This window comes from Leptothoe sp. EHU-05/26/07-4 (genome assembly GCF_043421015.1).
Taxonomy (GTDB): Bacteria; Cyanobacteriota; Cyanobacteriia; order Phormidesmidales; family Phormidesmidaceae; genus Leptothoe; species Leptothoe turfae.
This window is the reverse complement of record NZ_JAXSQV010000007.1, coordinates 1,305,732-1,327,739: the sequence shown is the minus strand read 5'-3', so window position 1 is coordinate 1,327,739 and position 22,008 is coordinate 1,305,732. Positions and strand designations below refer to the sequence as shown.

Genomic DNA, 22,008 nt, shown 5'->3' with positions numbered 1-22,008 from the left:
TGTAATTCCTCAATACGCAGGCCAATATCTTCTTCTCTCCTGGGAGGGAATTAAATGGAACACCCTAATCAATACTTAGGCCTAAATCATCTTCTATTTTCTCTTCTTTAATGCTTCGGATGCCAGAGCCATGACCTATCAAAAATCTATTCGTACCTTAGCCACTGCTCTTCTGTTAACAACAGTGACAGCAACTACTGCCGTTGCTGAAACTTCAGTCGCATTTGATTTTCCTACGGTACAGGCTACGGTTAATAGCTCTCAGGATGGGCCAATGACTCCCGATGAGCAGCTGACGTTGCGAGAAGCGATCGCAATTACCAACGGCACCCTCAACTTAGCCGATCTCAGTGCCGCAGAACAGCAACAAGTAACCCCTAGCTCTGGCAATTCCGTCATTGCCTTTGATTTACCCGCAGATAACACGACTATTGAACTACAGTCACTGTTACCAGTTTTAGCTCAGCCTGACCTAGTCATTGATGGCACCACCCAGCCTGGTTACGATACCACCAAATCAGCCACAGCAGAAATTTTAGTGGCAATCCCAATGGTGGAGATTACCCCGGCTGACAATACTGAGGTTTTTCGAGGCTTAACTATCGTTGCAGACGATGTCACCATTCGTGGCCTCAGTTTGTATGGATTTACCTCACAGCACAGGGCTACCGAATCTACTCCACCGGCTGATATTTTTATTGCCCATGAGCTGCCCCCACCGGATATTAGTCAGCAGCATATCCCGGCGAATAATTTCTCGTTCCATGATGAGAATCATCCGCCCCAGGGTATTGTCATTGAGCAAAACTGGATTGGTATTCCTACGGATAATACGGTACCTGAACAACCCTCTGCCTTTGGGGTATCCGTATTTAACAGTCAGGGGGTGAAACTGCGCCATAATCGTATTTCCTACCACGATGGCAGTGGAGTGATCACAGGGGCTCAGGCTGAGAACTTAGAAGTTGTTGAAAACCTGATTGTCAACAATGGTTTAGCGGGTATGCCCGATGCCATTCGCCTAGAAGGTCACATTGATAATAGTCTCATTAGTGGCAACTTGATGTGTGGCAATGACGGTAGTGGTATATTCCTGTTTAAACCCCAGGGTGCCGTAGAGATTAGCAACAACGACATTCGCTTTAATGGTCAACGCCTGAGAAGGGCGGCTATTTACCTGATGGGTAATGATCACCGGGTGGTGGATAATCAAATCGCGAACCAAAAAGGACCTGGTGTGGTGGTTACTGCCTTCAGCCAAGGGGGCACTACCCACAGCCAGCGTAATGTGATCGAGAACAATCGTTTTGAAAATCTGGAAGGTTTGAGTATTGACCTCAATACCCGTCGTAATCGAGGTGTGCAAGACTTTCAGCGGGGAGATGGCCCCAACCCACTACGAGATTCCAATCAGCGGCGGCGAGATACGGGTAATAGTGCTATCAATCCTCCCCAGTTTGATAGTCCTGAGTTCTTTGTCATTGATGGTCAGGTGGTGATCCAGGGTAAAGCCGATATTGGTTCCACGGTACAGCTCTATCTCACCCGAGGTAATACAGGCGAATATGGTCCTCTGACAACACCATTGGCGACGTTCAGTGTAGATGAGGCGGGAACATTTAGCTATCCCTCAGCGGACCTACAACCTGGCGATGTGATCAGCGGTATTTCCACTGATCCTAACTACGGTACCTCTGAGCCTGCCCTCAACACCACAGTCGTTGCCCTAGGCGAAACCAATCCAACTCGCCCCAACCGTATGGGATCAGTGACTGCGAAGAGTGTTGAATGCACGACTGCACCAGCTCCTCCGGCACCACCTGCCCCCCCCGCACCTGAACCCGAAATCATCCGCCTCCAAGTTCCTCGCAATGTTCACTATGGTCTTGACGAAGACTCCATCAACCCGAATAGCGCGGTAATTTTAGACCAAATTGCTGAGGTAATGCAGCAATACCCATCGATAGTTGTTGATTTGCACGGGCATACTGATTCTCGGGCAAGCGTGGCCTATAACCAGGACCTGGCTCGACGTCGGGCAAATAATGCACGACGATATCTGATGCAAAAAGGAATTGCCCCTGAACGGATGACGATTCGGTCCTTTGGAGAGACTGAACTTTTAGTGGAGGAAATTGACCGGGTGAACTATGCACGCAATCGCCGGGTGGAGTTTGTGTTCAGCGATGTCCGAGGTGTGGAAATTACCTTTGTGGATCAAGAGAATGATCTGCAAATAGAGCAGTAGTTCGCCTAAAGGCAGCATTGTACTTAGGCTACTGGCTGTGAACAACTCAAGCATTAATTATTTACTGGTCCTAACAACTCTGAACTTGTTATTCCAGGATGACGCTATGCGTCTAGGATATACCGAGGAGATTTTTAGCTAATGTCACATTCTGTTCTTAAATATTTATCCCCAAGCACTTCGGTTAAATTAACCGCTAGTTTATTTCTCCTCATGGTCGGTATTCCTACCAAGGCCCTTGCTAATCCCTCGTATCCTAATTTTGACCAGCGCTACAATACTGAACTATCTGGCAATATTGAAGCGATTGGTAATGCGTCAGTGATTTGCGATCGCAACAACGCCTCCTGTGCAGATGGTCTTGCCAACGGAACAAGAGGCAATAATAATGGCGGCTTAGCCATGCAGATGCTGGATATCGATAGTGATGGCTCCACCTTTAACTCCAGTGCAGCAGAATTAAATATTCCTGCCGGGGCAAATGTGCAGTTTGCAGCTCTTTATTGGGGGGGCAGTCTGGAAGGATTTGGCACAACTCCAGCTCCTAACCTGACTGGATTTAACCAAGTGTCACTGCAAATTCCGGGCAGCGGTACCTATCAAACAATTACTGCTGACGATCAAAACGACCGTACTGACTTTGGTTCCTGGCATACCTACGGAGCTTTCGCAGACATTACAACTCTAGTTCAAGGGGCAGGTAATGGCACCTATACTGTCGCAAACGTTCAATCTAATACGGGTGCAGGATTTACCTATCCCAATGCAGGTTGGTCGATTGTAGTGGTCTATGAAGATTCGACTCAACCAATTCGTAATATCTCTATCTTCGATGGCCACGATGTGGTTCGTAACAGTCTTAAAACATTTAACTTAACTGGTATCCGAACTCCACCTACTACAGGGTTTGATGTTTTCATGGGGGCCATTGCTAACGATGGAGAAGTGGACCAACCAGATGATTTCCTGCATATCAACAATAACAATATTACGGATAGCCTGAACCCAGCCAATAACTTCTTCAATGGCACAATTTCTAAATTTGGTAACCATGTGACTAGCCGAACCCCCAATGACCCCTACAACATGGTCATTGATATTGACTATTTAGATCTAACTATCTGGAACCAAACGAATAACGTAATCCCTACCAATGCCACAAGTATTGACCTGACCTTAGAAAGTCAAGGAGATGGTATCTGGCCTCTCGCCTATTTCTTTGCTGTAGAGGTGTTTGAGCCCAATTTGGTCACCCAGTTTGAGAAAACAACTCCCTCAACAACCTACACCACAGGCGATACGATGCCTTACACCATTTCGGTAACCAACACGGGGAATGACAATTCTACAAATACGGTGATTACGGACGCGATCCCGACGGGAACTACTTTTGTGCCGGGGTCTTTGAAAATTAATGGTGTAACAAAAACTGATGGTTCCGGGGATGACGAAGCGGAATTTGATGGCAGTAATGTGATCTTTCGTGTGGGGACGGGGGCTAATGCATCCCAGGGGGGGCAGGTCAATATTAATGACTCGGTGACAATGACCTTTGATGTGACAGTGACAGCGACAGCAGGGGAATTGGTCTGTAACCAGGCGAGCATTGATTATACCGGAGCGACCAGTGGAAATACGGGTTCGGGGGTATCGGATGATCCGAATACGTCAGCGGTGGATGATTGTACTGAGATTACGACGACAGCAGTATCAACTAATCCAGATGTTGTTCTGGTTAAACGCATTACTGCCATTAATGGGCTCACCACCAATCCTAATGACAGTCATGACCTCACCCAGATTGTTAATGATGGTGTTGCTAACTCTGCCGATGACGAAAGCAATTGGCCAGCGGGTTATCTAGTGGGTGAATTGGATGCAGGCCTAGTAAAGCCCGGTGATGAGATTGAATACACCGTCTATTTCCTCAATGCGGGAGATAGTGCAGCGGAAGACGTGAGAATCTGTGACTGGATTCAGCCGAATCAGAGTTTTGTAACTGGCCAGTATGGCGGCAACGATATTGAGCTAGTGATTGGCGGCACCACCTACAATCTCACTGACGATAGTGATACGGCCACCGACCGGGGAGAGGTGACCACGGTGGGCAGTCTGCCTGCGACACCCACCTGTAATCTCTCTTCGTTTAGTACTACCGCTAGCGATGAAGTAGTCGTGGTGGATATTACGGGAACAACGGGTGATCCGACCGGGTTGACCACATTCCCGAATACCACTGGACAAGGGACTCCCACCAATGCCTATGGGTATTTCCGGTTTACCACCAAGGTAGATGAATAGGAGATCCTGGTGATGTTAACGATGGCTTATCGCAACAGATTTAAGGGTACCTCCATGCGTTTACCGCAGAGGGACTATAGACGAGCAGGTGGTTATTTTTTGACCCTATGCACCAAAAAACGGGAGTGTTTTTTCGGTGATGTAGTGGATGGTGTTATGGAATTTTCAGCTATTGGTCATATGGCAAAACGGTGTTGGCAAGAGATTCCTGACCATTGTGAGAATGTGCGAATTGATGAATACGTAGTGATGCCCAATCACCTCCACGGAATTTTGATAATTGAACGTCGTTTGGATAATCCTCTTGTAGAGACCTTCCATGGAAGGTCTCTACAAGAGGGGTCGTCGTTGTCCCAGAAGATGTCCGCGATTTCCCCAAAACGAGGTTCCTTAGGTGCCATCGTACGGTCCTATAAATCTTCGGTAACGCGATGGTGTCGCCAAAATGGGTATTCTCGGTTTGCATGGCAATCTCGGTTCTACGAACACATCATTCGTGCCGATGGATCAATTGATTATATTCGGCGATATATCGTCAAAAATCCGAGCAATTGGGGACGCGATCGCAATCATCCCCGCAAATTATTGCCCCCAATAAAATCTCCCCCAATAACGTAATCCGCCCCAACGATCCCTTTGTAGAGACCTTCCATGGAAGGTCTCTACAAAGGGATCGAGGACGATTATCCGTATTACAAAAAATTCCAATTTTCAGTATTACACAAAATTTGGTTATTGAAAATGTCTAACCGTCGCCTTTCACCCAATCAATCAAAACCAAACCGCCGTCAGTTAACCAATCGGGCACGGACTATTATCGCCGCCATATTGTTGTCGGGAGGCGTATTGTCACCGGGGATGATGGCCTGGGCCAATAGTCCTGCCCCAGGGACCATTATTCGGAACCAGGCGACAGGTAGTTTTGTTGATCCGAGTGATAGTAGCACCCAGACCATTATCTCCAATGAAGTACAGGTGGAAGTGGCTGAGGTAGCAGGTATCACTGTGGTCAGCCATGGTTATAACGAACCCACTGACGGCACCGTCAATGAAGGCGATACGGTATATGTAGACTTTGTAATCACCAATGTGGGTAACGATCCTACCCAGTTTGTACTTCCGGGCTCTGCTTCAGTGACCAATGGCACCCAAGCAGGAGATATTCAAATTATTGAGTACGATGCCGATGGGATAGGGGCAGGGGCTGCGGTTGATCTGACGGGCAACAATATTACGGTGCCCGGTGGGGGTGAGACCACTGGTAATTTGTTAAGTGGTGTGGTCAGTGCCAACAATGGCTCTATTCCAGCAGGGGCCAGCATTACAGTACGGGTACCGGTAACGGCAGGGACTGCAGGCAATGATTTAACGGTCACCCTGGGGGATACAGCGGCGACAGATGGTCAGAATGAGGCCTATGTGGCAGGGTCAAATGATGTCTACACCCAGGATAATTCGGGCACGGATAATGGGGACACAACAGGTGCACCGATTAATGGAGAAAGAGAAGCTGAGGATAGTTTAACGGTCGAGATCACAGCCGCACTTGATCCCAATGTGCTTTTGGTGAAAAGGATTACCGCCCTTAATGGGGGAACCACTACCACCGAAGGTGATGACATAGCTCAATACCTGGATGAAGCCAGTAACCCCTATGATGACAACGACATTACGGTTGCAGATCCGGTCAATCCTGGAGATCCACCAAAAGATACAGATCAGTGGCCGGATATCACAAACAATCTACTAGGCGGTATCAATGGCGGTAACGTCATGCCCAACGACGAAATCGAATACACCATCTACTTCCTCTCTTCCGGAGACACCACCGCAGAAAACGTTCTCTTCTGCGACTATATTCCCACATTTACCACCTTTATCCCCAACGCCTACACTGGCAACAACCCCCAAGCCACCGGCGGCATCGGCGGAGCCGACCTCAGCATCGAACTCTTCCGCAATGGCACCACCGACTACCACACCGGAGCCAACGACGGCGATAGTGCTACTTACTTTGCCCCCGGCGTTGACCCCGCCAACAGCTTTCCCGACATCGACTGCGACGGCGACGGCAATGGTAGCAATGCCAACCCCAACGGTGCCGTTGTTGTTAACCTGGGTGATTTACCTGACGCTACCACCAACGCCACCGGAGCCTACGGCCATGTGAAATTTAGAGCCCGAGTGAAGTAACCCCACCATGATGAATATTTTCTTACATGCCCCATAGGTAAATTGTTCTTTCCTGGTACAATTCAACCCGTTCAAAAATCTTATCGTCCCAGCTCACCTGAGAATCGCGATTAAAACAAATCAAATGGGCTTCTGCTGCTCCAGATTTATCCGCATAGTCAGCCGTTTGCGCTAAACCATTAGCCACAGTGGCCTCCAAAGACCGGTATAAAATCTTAAGCTCCAACACCACTCGCTGCACTGGCCCGAGAAACCCCTGCTCCTGAGCCAAGGGCCATTCAATTAACAAATCGGTACGTTTACGTCCCAGACCATATTCTCTTGTCAGTCTGCCACCCCCATTAAGAATACGTTGTAAAAACGCTTGCAACAGGAGTTGAGGACCGGCCTCTTTATAATCAAATCGTTCGATCCAGACTTCACTATTCTCCCGAAAAAACTGTTGGAATGCTCTCAGTAGCTTAGGCATATCCAGTCGTTTATCACTCTGGATATACCAATTGGGTTCCTGTTGAATCGTATATTGACTAGTCCAAATTAATTCCCTAGGGATAATCTCCTGATAGATAGGGTTAGCAATCTGCCAGGTAGGTCGACGATGAATCAATCCTAAATCTTCAATATATTGGGTATCATCCGTAGGAAACTCATCCACCTGCACTTCTCCAGCCAGTATCTGGGCAATTACCCGATGGACTCGGGGCTCTTTGAGTTTATCAGTGAGCTGGTCCAGGTGGGTGTCACGCCGTTGAATCAGACTTTCTCGGGCAGTTTTCATAAGTTCCAGGGTGATGGGTTGGGTGCGCTTTTTACCGTCCCCTTTAAAGCAAACCTGATAAGCCAGGGCATTTACCAACCAGGGTTGCCCCTGGGTCTGCTGCCATATGTAAGTTAGTGCTTCTGGCGTAAACACCTGCTTCGTCAGATCCGTGTGCTGCTGGAGCAATGCCTGCACCTCAGACTCAATAAAATGACCTAATCGCAGGGATTCTGCCTTAATATTAAATGCACTGCCCCCGGTAATAATGTCCTGTCCTGTGGTTTGAATGCGATAGTCCCGCACATCCCGTACCCCACAGAGAATAATTGATAGAGGAAAATTCTGAGGTCGTTGGGTATAGCCTGCTCGCAACTGACGCAACAGGGCAACCAGCGTATCCCCCACCAGTGCATCCACTTCATCCAAAAATAGAACAATGGGTTGGTCCGTTTGAGTAGCCCATTGGGATAATAGGCTACGCAGCATATCATCGGCTGGTGCCGATTGCTTGAGCATTGCCTGTCGCCAGTCATGCAATCGAGCATCTTGCTGATAAAGCTGAGCCATTGATGCCAGGGTATAGACAACGGTGTCAATGCCACGAAAAACATCATTTCTAGCGGTTTGGGCCGTCTCAATATTGGCATAAACCGCCTGGTAGCGCCCCTCAGCATTGAGATACTCCATCAGGGCCAGCAAACAGGAGGTTTTCCCTGTCTGCCGGGGTGCATGCAGCACAAAATATTTTCCCTGGGCAATCAGCTGGAGAATGTCATCCATAGCCCAACGGGTCAACGGATCGATCAGATAGTGCCAATCAGCCCGCACCGGACCCGCCGTATTAAAGAATCGATCTGTGAATACCGGTGCCATAACCTGCCAAAGGAAACGTCCGCTCCTCTATCATGAAGCAACTTGAAGCGGATTACGCCATCGACAGCCAGAGGATCTCGCAAAATCAGCATCTATTGTACAACCTTCCAGACAATGCCCTATCGCTAAAGCCGCTAAATGGGCATCTGGAAACAGGTTGGCATTTATATGGGCATCTTGCAGCAAGCCCCTTAAAACAGTGGAATATTGATCGGTGGATAACGGAATCCAGATATTAGGTAGAGCCAACCCTTCTTCCACCTGAGCCCAGGCATCATCAATTCCTAAAGACAGGGATATCAACTTTCTCATCACATGAGAAAACTATGGGTGGGCACCTTAATGAGAGCACTGGGATAACCAGGCACATTTTGTCAGGGTTGCGCACAAATGAAATGTCAGTTACTCAGTTGGGGCCTCAAACATGCCCTAATTGTCATAATATTGTTATCTCATGGAGCATTGATTGATCGTTCAGCTCGGGCAGATGCTCCAGCACCTGGCACTGCGCTTAAAAACCAAGCCACAGGGAGCTTTATTAACCCAGTTAACAACTCACAAGAGACACGGACAAGTTCATCTGTCATGGTGACCACCGACTCAGACGGCTGCACCATCGGTAGCGGTACATCTGACCCTAGCATTATCCCTTATATCAGCGGTGAGGTCAGACGCAATGTCATTGCCACCCGCGATTTAGTAGACATCTTGGACGATGATTGGCGAACTGCGGTTGGTCAACCAACCGATCCTGCGTTAGAAAACTGGTTTGGAACCGCTAGTGTTCCTCAGGGTAGCGTTAACAATTTTAGCTATCACGATCCTGTCATCGACAATATAGTCAATGTCTCTGTTGAGTTGGTACAGATTCCCATAGGGGAGACTGCATGTGCTGGAGAGCCTACGATTGCAGGCTCAAGTCCTACCCTCAGCAGTAGTAGTTCTTTGCAAGGTTCAGCACCCCGTCCGACCAGCCTTTATGAAAGTAATGACCAACCTCGATTTTGGAATGAGACTCACGCCGGCGCTTTGAGTGATCTCAAACGCAATACCGTTCTCCTATCATTTGACCAACCAGTTAGCTCGTTTGGCTTCTGGGTAGGAGACTTAGAAACTCGCACTGATGGCAACGGAACACCAGCAATTTTAAGGCTTCTGGATGCCTCGAATAACCGCATTGGCAATGATATTGAAATTGCGCCAAATTCTCTCTATGACAGTAACGAACCCGACCCAGAACTGGTTGTTCAAAGCCTGTGTGGCGGCACAGCCAATAACGAACCAGGCTGTGGCAACCAATCAACTCGCTGGATTGGCTTTGTTGATAATGGTGAGATCGAACGTATACAAAAAGTCATGCTCATTGTCGGCGATGATGACAGTACAGCAGGCAACAACAATGCCGATAGCGAACACCTTAGTTTTATCGGTGCTAATGTTGTCAGACCGCCTGAAGTACTCGTCGTCAAACGGATTACGGCTATCAATGGCAACCGCACGGTTAACTTAAACGACAACACGCCTCTCAACACTGAAGTCAATGACAATATCGCTAATTCCGCTGATGATAACAGGAACTGGCCTACAGATTATCTGATTGGTGAGATTAATGCAGGCTTAGTAAAGCCCGGCGATGAGATTGAATATACAATATATTTTATCAATACTGGGGGCAGGGAGGCTATGGATGTAAGGCTCTGCGACTGGATACAGCCTAACCAGAATTTTGTTACTGGTCTGTATGGAGCTTCTGCGCCCAACCTATATGATGGAAAAGACATTGCGCTTGATATTGGTGGTAGCACCTACCAGTTAACCGCTACGAACGATGTAACTGATAGGGCAGAATTAACAACTGTAGGTAGATTGTCTACAAATCCTACTTGTAATCTATCTGACGACACTGCTCTCAACGATAATGTATTGGTGTTGGATGTTACTGGAACAATCGGTGAACCCACTGGGTTAACTACATTGCCTGGTATATCTGGACAAGATTTGCCTAGCAACGCTTTTGGTTTCTTTCGATTTACGACCCAAGTAGTTGAATAGCCGAGCCAGTAGAATTAACGTTTTTTTATCTAACGCTTGATTGCACATTATTTGTCAACAGCAAAAGCTCTTAATACAAAGTTCCGGCATAATACAAGTTCGTAACCTTGACAAAAAATACGCATAGTTACTGAGAGAATCAAAGTTTTTTTGTGTACCCTAGCGTTATTAGATGAGATCACTTTAAAGCCACACGAATTGGAATAGTTACAACAACTTTTCTGGGTAAAACATCTCAATTCGTGTGAAGTTATTCCATTAGCAGATGGACTTTGATTATTCTCCATAGGAGAAGAGTTAGCTTACTGCATATGCCGTTCCTGATCAGGTCAGTCATCTACCATGCAAATTCCATTCCTATCTCTAAATTCCTTGGGGATTCATCATCATTTCGCAAAGAAAGAAAACAGTTGTCCTAACTCTAGAAAAAGCCACTATTTTTTGTCTTCTCGTAATTACTTGTTAGCCACATTGGGGCTTGCAAGTATGATGGGTGGAATATTTGCAACGACAGCAACAGCAGAGGTGACAACATTTGGAGTAAGTGTTAGAAGTGATGGTACTGCAAACTTCTCGGGACCTGATCCAACCTACCCTGGCTTTAGTAATGCGGGGAATGATGCTAATGATGAGAATGGGATTGTGCGGACCTATGATACTGTCACCTATCGGGTTAACTATGCCACCGATACTCAGCCCAATGGCAGTACGACGATCACAGTCACCATTGGCGATGATTATCATTTGTGGGAAGAGAACCAAAGTTCATGTCTTGGGAGTGTGTCGGTTAGTAGCGATCGCAAAACCCTCACATGTACTGAACCCCTACCCACCTCAACCACCGGCTTCTTTGACTTTACAGCCGCTGTTTTAGGCACAGCCCCCCATGGTGCAGATCTGGAAGTAAACGCTAATCTCACCTCTAGTGCCGGTAATCTCTCAGCAGGCCCTACCCAGGTGAAAGTTTCAGCCACACCACAAATGGACCTGGCGAAGGATGACTCCGGCGCTCCTCGTCGAGTCGGTACATTAACCGAGGGGCCTGGAGGCGAAGAAGGGGTGCTTTATGTCTGGCCCCTGTCAATTATTGCTCCAAAAGGGAGCGAGGTCTTGGGTGATGACGATCCGAGTACCCCAGGCAATCAAATGATTATCACTGATGTGGTGAGTGGCATTTCCCCCAATGCCCGTTTATATACTTGGGGTGGACGATCGGGCTGTGCCCCCAATACCAAAGACAACAGTATTGCCGGATCTTGGATCAGAGAACTCCCATTGGGCTCCCTAAGTATTGCCGGGGCAGGACAAGAGACAAATGCTGTCACAGATTCTGGTACCTGGAGCTGTAGTCAAAGCGGTGCAGGCAACGACATTACTATCACCATTACCGATGCCGACTTGTCTGGTCAACATCGTCCTACCCTAAATGCCAATGGAGGTACCCTCAATGTTCATGACACTCATCTAGTCGCCGGAGTTGTAGAGATTTGGATACCTACGAGTGATTTTCCAGCCGGGGGAAATCAGCTCACAGTTACAAACTATTATGACTTTCTCGATACCCCAAGTGTTACCAATCAGTCCAATATAGAACCGGACCAAGGAGGGAATGTCACCGTTCCCATCAGTAACAGTGATGATGTAAACAATGATCGAACATTTGCGTTGCAGCAGCCCCAGTCAGGGCGTAGCCAGGACAAATATTATCGTACTCCCTACAGCGGTGGTAATTTCAATAACAACAGCGTGTTGTATCCTATGACAGACATTGAATCCGGCGATGGTGTCGTGCTCCCAGGTGAGAGCGTTGGTAGTTATTTCACTATTAGGAACACGGGTGTTGGCGATTTAACCAATGTTATGCTGTGCGACAAGTTTGATAACCGTACCCAAATTTTGGCCCCTAATCCCACCAGTGGTCAATATGTGGAATTCCGCACGGGAGGTCAACGGCTGACAGAGTCAGATGTGATTATTGAGTATGGTGTAGGAGGCGACACTGCAACAGATAGCTATTATGGGGGTGAAACAGCGGCGATTGGAGACGTGACTCGGTTTGAGGCTCAGCGCAACGCCACCTGCAATGATGGTGATGCCACCTGGTATAGCGAAGCTAACCTGGCCAGCAATCCTGGTTTGATTCCTCAAGTCACCCGAGTACGGATTCGGCCTAGCGGAGTGGATGGTGTTCTGCCAGAAGGCTTCCGTATAGACGCTGTGCTTCACCTGCAGGTTCTTAATATTGATCCAGTGACGGGGATACAAATCCCCGATCCGACAATTCTTGCTAATTTTGTTACCTCTCGGGTAGATGAACTCAAGAGTGGCAATTGGGATGTCGGGTCTTATAACCCCGTTGACCATAGCGGTAATGATGACGGTGATCGCCTGCAGCTCACCCGTGCGATCGTCCGAATTGATAAAAGCACCGATGATCCAACTAATGGAACGGAAGCAGATGACTCCGTTAATACCGTTAAGGCAACTGAGAATATTACCTTTGCCCTAGAGACCACCCTCACAGCATTAACCAGCGATGTCTCTGAGGCTGAGATTGTGGTGACCGATACCTTGCCCACAGAACTCAGCTACGTTACCGGATCTGCCAATATTACCCCTGACAGCGTGATCGCGAATGGAGATGGAACTACGACTCTGAGCTGGAGCTTAGGCGATTACTCTCCCAATGTGCCGATTCCGACGATCACCTTCGAAGCTAAGGCGGGGTTTGATATTGTCGGTGGCACCAGTATTGCCAACCAAGCATCTGTTGCTGCTCTAGATGATACTGGTTCGGACCTTGACTCCTCTCCTTTAGAATCGCGTACCGATATCCGTTCGGTTACTATCGTCAACAATGCAGCATTTACCATTTTCAAAGAGGCGGTCACACCAGAAATAGAGCCAGGAGAAGATATTGTTTATGATCTGTATCTGGCCAATCTCAGTGAAGATATTGATGTAACAGCAGGCTCTGAATTCATCGATATCCTTCCCTATGAGGGCGATGGCTCTATTCGAGATGCGTTTGATGGTGTGGGTACCCCGCCCACAGATTATACAGCCACGCCTATCTTTAAAACTATTCAGGATGTAGATAATGCGGGTTTTACCTTCCAATTCACCAACGATAGTCCCAACAATATCAGTGATAACCCAGCGACTCAAAATGGCAGTACAGTCTGGTGTACTCCTGCTGATATTACTAGTGGAGCAGGAGGTTGTCCTGCGGCCGATTATTCTGATGTCACGGCAGTTTTGATCACAGCACCCGCTATGAATGCCGGGGATCCGACGCGGCGGCTGCGACTAACGATGTCATCTACGGGTAGTCTCGGCGGTGACATTTATACCAATAATTTCAAGGGAACTCCTGACCATCCTAGTTTAGGCTTTATTCCATCTGTCGATGCTACGGTGAGAGCTCGTGCTAGCACATTTTCTGGTCCCACCTTTGCCTGCGACACCTCCGCCTATTCCATCATCAACAGTCCATCCGAATTCGGTATCTTTGACCCAACCACCCTGAGCTTTAACTCAATTAATACCGCTACGTCCCCAAACTTTGATCCTCCCATCGAAGTCAATGGTTTAGCCTATAACATTTTGGATAACTACCTCTATGGTGTTGTCATCAATACTCTAGGTGAGTCCAGTTTCCAACCGCGCGAGATTGTGCGCATCAGCGCCGATGGCACCCTTGAAGGGTTAGGTCGAGCCACCTTAGTGAGCGATCCGTCTACCGAACTGAATACCCCCGCCTGGTTTAGTGGCACCATGGATGGCCGTGGTAATTACTACAACATGGTAGATGGCAACACACTGCGAGTTGTTGCGATTGGTGACACTCCTACCGATGGTAGCCTCACCTACCAAACTTTTGCTATTACAGGGCTACCCAATGATCCCGATGACCTTAATTTCAATCCTGTTGATGGTCAGTTATACGGCATCACCCAGGGAAATCTCTATCGTATTCCACCAACAGGAGGAGCTGCAACCGTTGTTACAACGACAGGTGACCCCGTACCCTTTAATTCAGGAGGGTCTTGGGCCACCAGCAGCGGCATCAGCTACTTTTATCGCAATGTGGCTGGTGGTGATAATGCCCTCTTTGCCATTGATCTGGCCCGGTCGCCCGCTGTTGTCCACCGGGTGGGACCAGTGTTTACCAATGATAAATTTGATGCCACTTCCTGTACTCCACCCGCCCTCACCAAAAATGTTGAACCTGAAATTGCATTTCCCGGTGATACGGTCACCTATACCTACGTGTTATACAACGGGTATGGTAGCGACATTTTTATTGATTTTGAGGATGTCCTCACGGACCCCAACATTACCTTTGATACCAACAGTCTGAGTGTTGCATCCCCTGGTGGTGGCACCGTCACCACATTTAATGACACTGCACTGAGCATCAGCAGCATTAACATCCCTAACGGTGTGGATAACATTACCAACAGTGTCACTTTCACAGTAAATGCTGTTGTTGATAACAATGCTCCAGTGGGCAACATTGATAACCAGGCATCCCTCTCCTTCGGTGCACAAACCTTCCCTAGCGACGACCCGGACTCACCCCCCATTGATGATCCGACCACGTTTACGGTCGTGTCGAGTAACGCTGATGTAGTATTGGTGAAACGGATTACGGCCATCAATGGCGATCGCACCAAAAATCCTAACGACAATACCACCCTCAATGGGATAGTCAACGATAATGTTACAAATTCGGCTGATGACATGAGTAACTGGCCAAATGGTTATCTGCTAGGTGAACTTGATGCAGGATTGGTCAACCCTGGTGACGAGATTGAATACACAGTGTATTTCCTCAACGCAGGTGGCACTACAGCCGAAACCGTGAGAATCTGTGACTGGATTCAGCCGAATCAGAGTTTTGTTACTGGACTTTATGGTGGCAACGACATTGAGCTAGTTATCGGCAGCACCACCTACAATCTCACTGATGATAGCGATGCCACAACTGTTGATCGAGGCGAGGTGACCACAGTGGGCAATCTACCTGCGGTACCGACATGTAATCTCTCTGGGTTTAGCACATCCGCCACCGATGAAGTGGTGGTGGTCGATATCACTGGCACAACCGGTAATCCAACCGGATTGGCCACATTACCTAACACCACCGGGCAAGGGACACCCACCAATGCCTATGGCTATTTTCGGTTTACCACCAAGGTGGATGAATAAGCAATCCGATTTTTACCAATGACATCGTTGTAGGGACATTCCGTGGAGTGCCCCTACAACACAAATCAGTATTGTCCTGACATTGCAGAGTTGCTACAATAACAAGCCATATTCTCAAGGAGTTTCACCGAAGTCAAACTAGCAACTATACAGGCATCATAGGGTCTGAAAGGAAGAATAGCTATCTATGTCTTTGTTGCCACCATATCTAGCAAACCTTAGCCAGACACCTGCAAAGCAGGCAGTTCCCTCTTTGATTATATACAGCGGCATTTTGGTCTGTGGGGCACCTGTGTTAGCCAACAGCAACGACAAGCCAATGATTCTGATTGAGAGTCAGGCAGTGGGAAGTTTCATAGAAAACGTTGATAATGATGTGCAGCAGATTGAATCTAATATAGTTGATGGTGTGGAGTTAGAAGATGTTGCAACAAACAACTCAACGTCTTCAGAGCGTACTAACTTAAACCATAATCAGACAAGAGATACATCAAGAGAAACTGTTCAATAGATATAGCGGTTTCCAGTTGAGATGAATACATTTTGTGATGTAAGTAAGTACTGACAAGTATAAGATCATGGCTTTGGAGCTTGATGGGTCATACTAGTAAAATCACGTATTTAGTACTATCTTAAATTCAAGTTTATAGACAAAAATAAAGAATAGGCTGATTAGATTCATATGAAGGACTTTGAGCCCCAAAATGCTTAAATATCAAAGCATTTTGATTAAATCTCTTCTGTCTTTTTCAGTATTTTATGTCAAGTATTTTAGTAAAATTCCCGAGAGATTATCGCTGATCTTTAAGGCAAGCTAAGAAAACCAAGGCAAGTATTTTTTTATACAGTGTTTTCATCATTACTTGAGCGTCTCGTCGCTCTAAATCCTCACAGGGTCAGAGTTCGAAAACAGCTGGCAGAAAAGTCTTTGCCGCTGGTTAGTTTGATTCAGCAGCGGTTGTTGGGTGCACCCTCGAAAAAAATACACAATGGGAAAATGGTCGCGGCCCATTCTTTGGCACTGGCAACGAGTATTGCGACCACGTTAATGACAGCCTTACCTGCTCAAGCAAATAATCTGCCTGTAGAGGCATGGCCGGATAGTTCACCTCAGGCTCCTCTCTCTTTGAGCTGTCACGATATGGCATTTGGCGACTTTGTGCCTGACCGTGAGCCATTTGGCATGACTGGAGGAAGTAATGCCAGGCCTAAGTATTCTGTAGATACGGTATGGACAGCAACGGCCCCTAATGGAACTACGGCCACGATGCGTACTGTTGCCATTAACAACAACAGTGGTAAGTTTATAGCCACTGGCAATGATCCAGATGTATTTTTTATTGAGTTTACCGATCCAAGAACAGGGATTAGCACTCCCAGGCTGACGGAGCGTGAAGGCGACCCTGGTGATAGCTGGGTTCTGGAAGTTGAATACAATCGTCCCATTGGTAATGCTCGTGTCCTGGCGGGGGATGTTGACAGTCAGTACGTTAACAGTAATGTCCGGTTTCGAGACATCCTTGAGGTTGAAAGTTTTTTGGGTGGGACATCCATTAGCTCTACCAATACCTATGTTGGGTCTATCCTGGTGGAGAGTCTCTCAGGTAATAAACACACATTCACAGATGATTCATCATCAACGGATAATCCGAATGCCTCTAATACCGAGGGATTAGGTCCCAACCCCTCAGAAAATGACCCTAGTAATCGAATTGTCGTTGATTATCAAAATACGTTTATTGATACTACCCAAATTACCTATGCAGTGGGTGCATCCTTAGATGGGGGAGCTACTCAATCTATTTTTATGACTTCTGGTATGGCAGCGGGCTGCCACATTAGTGGTAATGCCTTTGAGGACACGAGTCAAGATGATTTGCTGAGCAGTGGTGAGCGCGGACTAGATGAGGTAACTGTCACACTCTATAAGGATGACGGCGATAATATTCTAGAAACCAATGGTGACGACTTACTGATTGAGGTTAAGGAGACGCAAAATGGCGGAGAGTATTCATTTACTAACCTGGCGGAGAATACAAACTACTGGGTAGATATTGATGAAACCGATGGAGATCTGAAAGGATTGCTCTATGGTGGGGGTGATGCGGAGGCGTCTCAAATAAATCCGCGCCAAGTAACCCTTTTGACAACAGATATTTTGAATATTAATTTTCCATTTGACCCGGCGGGCAATGCTCAAATGGCTTTAGTTAAAAGAATTACGGCTATCAACCGAGGACAGGCTGATGAACAGGTATTTGATGACACCTATGTAGATGTGGGTAGCTCCGATGATGACGATAATGCAGCCGAGTGGCCAGCTAACTATCTGAGTGGAGTTGTAGGTGGTATCAGCGTGCAGCCAGGGGATGAGATTGAGTACACGATCTATTTTCTCTCTAACGGTAGTACTGTAGCGCAGGATTTTCGACTGTGCGATCGCATCCCCGACTATCTCACCTTTGCCGACGATGCATTTAATCCTGACACTGGCATCATGTTAGGGCTGGCTAATGGGAATCAGGTTTTCACTAACACTGAAGATCTGGATATAGGGGCCTATATTGCCAGCAATAGCGCTTCTTTAAACTATTGTCGTTACGATTTGACCCTGGGCAGTCAGACCCAGGACAATGGCTTCATTATTGTCAATGTGGGAGATGTACCGCCTGCATCGAGTGATCCAACCGGTGCTTATGGATTTGTCCGATTTAGAGCTACGGTTAATTAGCGCGCTGCCACTGGCGAATCACCTCTTCAACCACAGAACGATCTGGGGGAGTACTCACCCGTCCAGTTGGATCTGTTGTTGCTCCAGGAATATTTTTACTCCAAGGACTGTTGGGAACGGAATTAATATCAACTTTGGCATTCATTGGACGAAAGCCATGCTGCACAAATACGGCCTGCTGCCCGGGCTCCATCAAAAAGTCAATAAATGCGCGAGCAGCGTTAGCTTCACCACCGTTTACATCACGTCGCACAATGACAGCGGTGGAAATAGTCTCGATGGTCGGATCTAGGTAAAGGATTTGATAGGGCTGGCCTTGGGTTGCGCTGGATTGTTCCCAACGGTGGAGGGCAATACTCTCATATACGGTGGCAATGTCGGCATCGTTGGGACCGCGAGTAATAAACTCTTGCAATAAAATGTCCGTAGATCTAGGCGGCTGATAAACAGAGCGTTTTACCAACCCAAACAAAGTTTGTACATTGTCTTTGCTAAAGTCACCCGTATTGAGGCTGTTGCTATTAGCCTCAGATTGTGACCATAAACTCATCGTCAGCTGACCACTGTTAGAGCGGGTAGGATCAGTCGTTACAAAGTCAAAACTGCCCCAAGCGGCATTGCCACCAATTTTGTCCCAATTACCACCCGTCATGGCGTCTTCCACACGCTGCCACTGAAACTCACCGCCAGGGAATAGTGCCTGGGCTCGTTCTGGCCAGGAGACTGCTACAAGCATGGTTTTTGCAATGGGTTGGGGCGTTTCATAAAAGGGCTCATCACCGTACTGTGCCTTCCAACGTTGGCTTAGTTCGTCCAATAGTTGACCATTGGCCGGAATTAGCACTGTGGGTTCAAAGTCATTGTTATCATCAATATATTTGTTGACAATATCTTGGGAACCTTGGAATTCAAGATTGATTTGAATCGAAGGATTCTGTTGTTCGAAACGAGTTTCGAGAAGTTTAAGAGGTTCCTGAAGTTCGCTGCCGCTAACAATGGTAATGGATTGGTTAACACCGGGGAGAGGGGCGTAGGCGAGACCGGCAGAGGCGACGATGATGGCAAGGGAGGTAACGGGTTTGGTAACCATGGTGGAGAAAAATGGGGAATGGGGCCAATTGTGTAGGGTCGTTCCATGGAACGACCCTACACAATTGGAATGGATGACAAATTAGGCAATTAAGACATCGACATTTTCTTGGAAGCCCTTGAATTCATCGCTAAGCTCTCGCAGTTCATCGGCGGCTACCGAACTGGTGAGATCAGCGGTGCGGAGTTTGTTCTGAAGTTGTTGCAACACACCCCCTGATTCGGCAATTAGGGTAGACAGGTTGGCTAGCTGGGCCTGGCGAGCGTCTTCACCATGCTGGGCAAGGGAAATATTGCGCTTAAGGCTGTTGGCAAGTTTGCCCCATTGTTCTTGGGCAATACCTTTGCTGTTGCGAACTTTAGCTTCGGCTTGCTTTAACTGACGTTGGAGTTCATCTACTGAGAGAAGGGCATCGTTACCTTCCAGACGCAGGGCCAGCTGAGCGATCTTGTTAGGAAGCTCTTGGGTGCGATCGCACGCATATTGCACCACACCTAACAACTCAATCTGGTCGCTATCAGTCAGTAACCGAGTCGCCTCCTCATTTAACTCATCGGCCCGAGCCCCCAGAGCAAGAGCCTGCTGCCGCACCTGTTGAAACTCCCGATTAATAGATTTGTTGGCCAACTCAACCTTGTCAGGTTCGCGGGACTGCAGAACAGCTGCACCAGCCGTCGCAATAATGGCCGCACCAGGTATTGCCACAACGGCAGGCAAACGTCCCAAACGCACACCACCTATCAGAAAAATGCCTCCCGCCAGCACCGCCAACGGATACTGTAATGGATTGGCTAGCTTCATCAGCGCTCCTAAAACTCTACCTGCAGATCGGCCATCAACTGGGCAATGGTCGCCGGATCACCCTTACGATAGTAACCTCCATTCAACTGAGCAATCTGCTCTAGAGCCTGGGGATTAAACTCTCCTTCCTTGCCATAGCCCACTGTAAAGAAAGCAATGCGCTGGTCCGATGAAAATCCACTGCGCGCTAGTTCTTGTTCAAGTTGGTCCAGACTAATGCCCGATTCTGAATCTTCACCATCGGTCAAAATCAGTACTGCATTGATGGCATTTTGCCTCAGGTTAGCCGATAGCCAATTGCGCGCTGCCAATGCCGAATCGTAAAGTCGGGTGCCGCCATCGGCCCTTAACCCAGCAATAAATTGTAGTCCTCGCGATTTACCCTCGGGTGTACCATCCGCCAGCACTGGCTGACGAATATCACTATCAAAGTCAATCAAAGCCACCTGGTCTTTAGGACCCAAGGCATCGACATAGGTCTTCAATGTGTTTTGCACTGAAGGTAGTTTATTCCCTTCCATAGATCCAGAGGTATCCACCACCACCACCACCAGGGAAGATTTCTTAGCCACCTGGCTCCAGGCGGTCAACATCGCCTCAGCTACCTCGGGGGCAGGGGGGCGGTAAGAATCGTAGCTAGCCTGGGGGTCGACGCCAAAATTAGGGCTAAACTTAGTCCCTAGAGCAACTCCAGGCGCACCTGGGCGCAGTCCTAAATTTGTCGCAATTTGCTGCGCTGGCGGAGATTGCAAATACTCCAAAATCTGGTCAGCCGCTGCTTTTTCTTGGTCACTGACCCAGGGCGCATTGGGCACAATGCCCCGCATATTGGAGGTGAAGGTGGATTTGGGATACACCGCTTCATAGCGGGTACCCCCGGAGGGCAAATCAGTATTAGCTGCAATCACCGATGACTCATATACCGAGCCAATGGAGGCCCAGAAGGGGCCATTTTCCACCATAGACTGGGCCAGTGTAGAGGTGGACTTACCATAGCGGGTGATCTTGCTCTGAATTTCTTGGACTTTTGTTTGGTGCTGCTGCACGTCTGCCACCGTTAGTTCTTCAGGACGTTTGCCTGAGACTGAAGAGAACTGCGACACCAGGGTTTGTAATCCAGAATTAGACCGGGTAGGTGCGGTATGCACATAGTAGATAGGCTGTTCGGGACTGCTGGCATCTAAATCTTTGTGGGTTTTCGCAGTTACTAGCTGGGCAAACAGATCATCAACGTTGCGTAGACCGGGGGCCAGGTCCGATGGCACCATGAACACCATGGGGCTATTGGCCAACAGTGGTGCATCGGTAATCGCTGGGATATAGTTTTGGCCAGGATAAAGCTGATCCATACGATAGATCAGCTGGTTCTGATAAATTTCGCCATCTACAGACAAAATTGTCGGGAAGTCTGGAGCCTCAGCGGTGAGAGTACCTTGCTGAAATTTCTGTGCTAGGTCGACCGTCCGTTCTACAACATCGCCGCTACCTGCTGCCTCACAGGTCATATGAAATGCGTCACCATTCTCCAGCTGCGGCTTTGTTTGGTTAAACTGAACCGCTGCTTCATCACAAAAATGGTGTAGTGCACTACCCACCAGTAGCTTTACTTCAAACCCACGACTACCGCTGGAACTCGTGCCATTATTATTACAACTAGCCAACAACAAGGCACTAACTAAGGAATTAGAAATAACGCGAACAAAGGTTTTCAATCGGTTCTCCATAGCTGCCAATGTGACATTATC

13 protein-coding genes are annotated in these 22,008 nt (G+C 47.8%); 8 read left to right on the top strand and 5 right to left on the bottom strand.

Annotation, left to right across the window (positions count from 1 at the left end; translation table 11 throughout):
- Positions 1-130: 130 nt before the first annotated feature.
- The 4 genes from U2F10_RS30400 (at position 131) to U2F10_RS30385 (ending at position 6,742) form a co-directional block, all read left to right on the top strand.
- Complete coding sequence (locus U2F10_RS30400; RefSeq protein WP_499874136.1) at positions 131-2,248, top strand: OmpA family protein; 2,118 nt, start codon at positions 131-133, stop codon at positions 2,246-2,248.
- Between the two features lie 141 nt (positions 2,249-2,389).
- Positions 2,390-4,549, top strand: a complete 2,160-nt coding sequence (locus U2F10_RS30395) for a hypothetical protein (protein ID WP_499058160.1) — start codon at positions 2,390-2,392, stop codon at positions 4,547-4,549.
- A gap of 12 nt (positions 4,550-4,561) precedes the next feature.
- Complete coding sequence (locus tag U2F10_RS30390; RefSeq protein ID WP_499874134.1) at positions 4,562-5,167, top strand: transposase; 606 nt, start codon at positions 4,562-4,564, stop codon at positions 5,165-5,167.
- A gap of 123 nt (positions 5,168-5,290) precedes the next feature.
- Entirely contained in the window at positions 5,291-6,742 is a 1,452-nt protein-coding gene (locus U2F10_RS30385) for a hypothetical protein (RefSeq protein WP_499874132.1), read from the top strand.
- A 22-nt stretch (positions 6,743-6,764) separates the two neighbouring features.
- Here the strand turns inward: U2F10_RS30385 and U2F10_RS30380 are convergent, their stop codons facing one another.
- Together U2F10_RS30380 and U2F10_RS30375 are read right to left on the bottom strand one after the other, a co-directional pair.
- A complete protein-coding gene (locus U2F10_RS30380) occupies positions 6,765-8,375 on the bottom strand; it encodes an AAA-like domain-containing protein (protein ID WP_163663904.1) in 1,611 nt (536 codons plus the stop codon).
- 30 nt (positions 8,376-8,405) lie between these two features.
- The gene (locus U2F10_RS30375) at positions 8,406-8,687 is read right to left on the bottom strand and encodes a PIN domain-containing protein (RefSeq protein WP_499874131.1); all 282 of its coding nucleotides are present in this window, start codon (positions 8,685-8,687) and stop codon (positions 8,406-8,408) included.
- A gap of 150 nt (positions 8,688-8,837) precedes the next feature.
- On the opposite strand from U2F10_RS30375, the gene U2F10_RS30370 reads away from it, so the two are divergent.
- The 4 genes from U2F10_RS30370 (at position 8,838) to U2F10_RS30355 (ending at position 18,372) form a co-directional block, all read left to right on the top strand.
- Complete coding sequence (locus U2F10_RS30370; protein ID WP_499874129.1) at positions 8,838-10,427, top strand: hypothetical protein; 1,590 nt, start codon at positions 8,838-8,840, stop codon at positions 10,425-10,427.
- A 486-nt stretch (positions 10,428-10,913) separates the two neighbouring features.
- A complete protein-coding gene (locus tag U2F10_RS30365; protein WP_499874128.1) occupies positions 10,914-15,641 on the top strand; it encodes a hypothetical protein in 4,728 nt (1,575 codons plus the stop codon).
- A gap of 187 nt (positions 15,642-15,828) precedes the next feature.
- A complete protein-coding gene (locus tag U2F10_RS30360) occupies positions 15,829-16,152 on the top strand; it encodes a hypothetical protein (RefSeq protein ID WP_163663895.1) in 324 nt (107 codons plus the stop codon).
- A 336-nt stretch (positions 16,153-16,488) separates the two neighbouring features.
- Positions 16,489-18,372 carry a hypothetical protein gene (locus tag U2F10_RS30355; protein WP_163663893.1) on the top strand — a complete coding sequence of 628 codons (1,884 nt, stop codon included), beginning with the start codon at positions 16,489-16,491 and terminating at the stop codon, positions 18,370-18,372.
- On the opposite strand, the gene U2F10_RS30350 is transcribed toward U2F10_RS30355, so the two are convergent.
- The 3 genes from U2F10_RS30350 to U2F10_RS30340 all read right to left on the bottom strand — a co-directional run bounded on the left by U2F10_RS30350 (position 18,365) and on the right by U2F10_RS30340 (position 21,987).
- On the bottom strand, positions 18,365-19,462 hold the full coding sequence (locus U2F10_RS30350; RefSeq protein ID WP_163703069.1) for a substrate-binding domain-containing protein: 1,098 nt from the start codon (positions 19,460-19,462) through the stop codon (positions 18,365-18,367). The two genes, U2F10_RS30355 and U2F10_RS30350, sit on opposite strands and share 8 nt — an antisense overlap.
- Positions 19,463-19,543: 81 nt before the next feature.
- Positions 19,544-20,263 carry a hypothetical protein gene (locus U2F10_RS30345; protein ID WP_163703068.1) on the bottom strand — a complete coding sequence of 240 codons (720 nt, stop codon included), beginning with the start codon at positions 20,261-20,263 and terminating at the stop codon, positions 19,544-19,546.
- 8 nt (positions 20,264-20,271) lie between these two features.
- Positions 20,272-21,987: an extracellular solute-binding protein gene (locus tag U2F10_RS30340; RefSeq protein WP_499874127.1), complete on the bottom strand. Its 1,716-nt coding sequence runs from the start codon at positions 21,985-21,987 to the stop codon at positions 20,272-20,274.
- Positions 21,988-22,008: the final 21 nt, after the last annotated feature.

Bases quoted from the DNA above. Each gene is read 5' to 3' on its own strand.
- U2F10_RS30400 (WP_499874136.1), top strand. From the start codon at position 131: ATGACCTATCAAAAATCTATTCGTACCTTAGCCACTGCTCTTCTGTTA.
- U2F10_RS30395 (WP_499058160.1), top strand. From the start codon at position 2,390: ATGTCACATTCTGTTCTTAAATATTTATCCCCAAGCACTTCGGTTAAA.
- U2F10_RS30390 (WP_499874134.1), top strand. From the start codon at position 4,562: ATGTTAACGATGGCTTATCGCAACAGATTTAAGGGTACCTCCATGCGT.
- U2F10_RS30385 (WP_499874132.1), top strand. From the start codon at position 5,291: ATGTCTAACCGTCGCCTTTCACCCAATCAATCAAAACCAAACCGCCGT.
- U2F10_RS30380 (WP_163663904.1), bottom strand. From the start codon at position 8,375: ATGGCACCGGTATTCACAGATCGATTCTTTAATACGGCGGGTCCGGTG.
- U2F10_RS30375 (WP_499874131.1), bottom strand. From the start codon at position 8,687: ATGAGAAAGTTGATATCCCTGTCTTTAGGAATTGATGATGCCTGGGCT.
- U2F10_RS30365 (WP_499874128.1), top strand. From the start codon at position 10,914: ATGATGGGTGGAATATTTGCAACGACAGCAACAGCAGAGGTGACAACA.
- U2F10_RS30360 (WP_163663895.1), top strand. From the start codon at position 15,829: ATGTCTTTGTTGCCACCATATCTAGCAAACCTTAGCCAGACACCTGCA.
- U2F10_RS30350 (WP_163703069.1), bottom strand. From the start codon at position 19,462: ATGGTTACCAAACCCGTTACCTCCCTTGCCATCATCGTCGCCTCTGCC.
- U2F10_RS30345 (WP_163703068.1), bottom strand. From the start codon at position 20,263: ATGAAGCTAGCCAATCCATTACAGTATCCGTTGGCGGTGCTGGCGGGA.
- U2F10_RS30340 (WP_499874127.1), bottom strand. From the start codon at position 21,987: ATGGAGAACCGATTGAAAACCTTTGTTCGCGTTATTTCTAATTCCTTA.